This window comes from Burkholderia sp. AU32262 (assembly GCF_020419985.1).
In the GTDB taxonomy this organism is placed as follows: domain Bacteria; phylum Pseudomonadota; class Gammaproteobacteria; order Burkholderiales; family Burkholderiaceae; genus Burkholderia; species Burkholderia semiarida.
Window position 1 is genome coordinate 1 of sequence record NZ_JAIZRS010000063.1, and the last position, 2904, is coordinate 2904.

The 2904-nt window shown below is 65.0% G+C and carries 2 protein-coding genes; both read right to left on the minus strand.

The window, feature by feature from the left end; all coding sequences use genetic code 11:
* The coding region (locus tag LGN10_RS33275) for an efflux RND transporter permease subunit (RefSeq protein ID WP_226226276.1) at positions 1-2449 on the minus strand (2449 nt) is incomplete at its 3' end.
* 15 nt (positions 2450-2464) lie between these two features.
* A partial coding sequence (locus LGN10_RS33280) for an HlyD family secretion protein (protein ID WP_226226278.1) occupies positions 2465-2904 on the minus strand: 440 nt, incomplete at its 5' end.

A 2904-nucleotide genomic window follows, 5' to 3' on the forward strand; every position in this document is an offset into this window, starting at 1 on the left:
GCTCGAGCTTCGGCGACCCGTAGATCCAGTGGCCGCTCGAGAACGCGCTGAACGGCACCATCCCGCCCGAGCTGTTGCGCACGTACCAGATGTTCATGTCCTCCGGCGTCATCCGGAACGGCGCGTCGGCCTGCACGTACACCTTCTTGATCCGGCCGTCGGTATCGAGGAAGTTGTTCACGTACTTCGACGCCCATGCGATCGAGAACGTCTGGTCGATCGCATCCGCGGTCACGCCCAGCGCATTCGCCTTCTCGCGGTCGATGTCGACCTTGTACTGCGGCGTGTCGTTCAGGCCGTTCGGACGGACACCCTGCAGCGTCGGATCCTTCGACGCCATCCCGAGCAGCTGGTTACGCGCGGCCATCAGCGCGTCGTGGCCAAGACCGGCGTTGTCCGTCAGCTCGAAGTCGAAACCGGCAGCGGTACCGAGCTCCGGAATCGACGGCGGGTTGAACGGAATCACGAGCGCGTCCTTGTAGCCCGCGTAACGCCCGAACATCCGGCCGATCAGCGCCTGCACCTTCTGGTTCGCATGCTGACGCTGCGCGTAATCCTTCAGGCGGACGAACACGAGGCCCGAGTTCTGGCCGCGGCCCGCGAAGCTGAAGCCGTTGACCGTGAACGCCGATTCGACGATTTCCTTCTCGTCCTTCAGCAGGTAGTCGGAAATGTTCGCGAGCGTCTTCGCGGTCGTTTCCTGCGTCGAGCCCGACGGCGTCTGCACGATCACGAACATCAGGCCCTGGTCCTCATCGGGCAGGAACGACTTCGGCAGGCGCACGAACAGCAGCCCGACCGCGACGATCACGACCAGATAGATGATGAGCCAGCGGCCCGAGCGCTTGATCACGTGGTGCACGCCGACGTGGTACTTGTCGCGGCTGTTGTTGAACGTGCGGTTGAACCAGCCGAAGAAGCCCTTCTTCTCTTCGTGATGCCCTTGCGGGATCGGCTTCAGGATCGTCGCGCACAGCGCCGGCGTCAGAATCAACGCGACCAGCACCGACAGCACCATCGCCGACACGATCGTCAGCGAGAATTGACGATAGATCGCGCCGACCGAGCCACCCGAGAACGCCACCGGCACGAACACCGCCGACAGCACGAGCGCCACGCCGACGAGTGCGCCTGTGATCTGCCCCATCGCCTTGCGGGTCGCCTCCTTCGGCGACAACCCCTCTTCCGCCATCACGCGCTCGACGTTCTCGACCACCACGATCGCGTCGTCGACCAGCAGGCCGATCGCGAGCACGAGACCGAACATCGACAGCGTGTTGATCGAGAAGCCGACCATCGACATGATCGCGAACGTGCCGAGCAGCACGACCGGCACCGCGATCGTCGGGATGATCGTCGCCCGCAGGTTCTGCAGGAACAGATACATCACGAGGAACACGAGCACGATACCTTCGAGCAGCGTCTTGACCACTTCCTCGATCGACAGCTTCACGAACGGCGTCGTGTCGTACGGATACTTCACGACGAGGCCGTGCGGGAAGAACGGTGCGAGCTCGTCGATCTTCGCGCGCACGGCCTTCGCGGTCGCGAGGGCGTTCGCGTTGGTCGCGAGCTGGATACCGAGTGCCGCGGTCGGCTGACCGTTGTACTTCGTGTCGAAGTTGTAGTTTTCGCCGCCGAGGCCGATCTGCGCGACGTCCTTCAGGCGAACCTGCGAGCCGTCCTGGTTGACCTTCAGCAGGATGTTGCCGAACTGCTCGGGCGTCTGCAGCAGCGTCGATTCGGTGATCGTCGCCTGCAGCACGGTGCCCGGCTTCGCCGGCGTGCCGCCGATCTGCCCGCCCGCGATCTGCACGTTCTGCGCGGTGATCGCCGAGCTGACGTCGACCGGCGTGAGGCCGTAGTTGGTCAGGCGGTTCGGGTCGAGCCAGATCCGCATCGCGTACTGCGAGCCGAACAGCGTGACGGTACCGACGCCGTTCAGCCGGCTGATCGGATCCTTCACGTGCGACGCCACGAAGTTCGCGAGGTCGTACTTGTTCATGCTGCCGTCTTCGGAGTTGAAGGCGAGCACCAGCAGGAAGCTGCTGCTCGACTTCGTGACCGACAGACCGAGCTGCTGCACGACCTGCGGCAGAACCGGCGTCGCGAGCGACAGCTTGTTCTGCACCTGTACCTGCGCGATGTCGGCGTTGGTGCCCGGCGCGAAGGTCAGCGTGATCGTTGCGTTGCCCGAGTCGTCACTCGTCGACGACATGTACAGGAAGTTGTCGAGACCGCTCATCTGCTGCTCGATCACCTGCGTCACCGTGTCTTCCACCGTCTTCGCGGAAGCGCCCGGGTAGTTCGCGGTAATCTGGATCGATGGCGGCGCGATCGTCGGATACTGCGAGATCGGCAGCGTGAAGATCGCCGCAACCCCGGCCAGCATCAGGATGATGGCGATCACCCACGCGAAGATCGGGCGATCGATAAAAAACTTTGCCATGAAACAGGCTCCCTGTTATTGCGCGCTCGAAGCAGCGGCAGCACTCGCCGGCGCGGCGCCCGATGCGGCGGCACCGGAAGCGGCGGCGGCGCCGGACCCGGCAGCGGCCGGCGCGGCGGGGGCAGCGGCGCCCGAGGCGGCATCGGCCGCCGGCGCGAGCTGCGCGGGGACCGTCTTCACGGTCGCGCCCGGGCGCACCTTGTCGACGCCCTGCACGATCACGTGATCGCCCGCCTGCAGACCGCCTTCCACGATCCAGTTCTGGCCTTGCATGCCGGTCGTCTTCAGCGGACGCGGCTCGACCTTGTTGCTGGCGTTCACGACCATCGCGATCGCCTGCCCCTTCTGGTCGTGCGTGACGCCGATCTGCGGCACCAGGAACGCGTTCTCGTTCACGCCTTCCTCGATCCGTGCGCGCACGAACATCCCCGGCAGCAGCACGCGGCCCGGGTTCG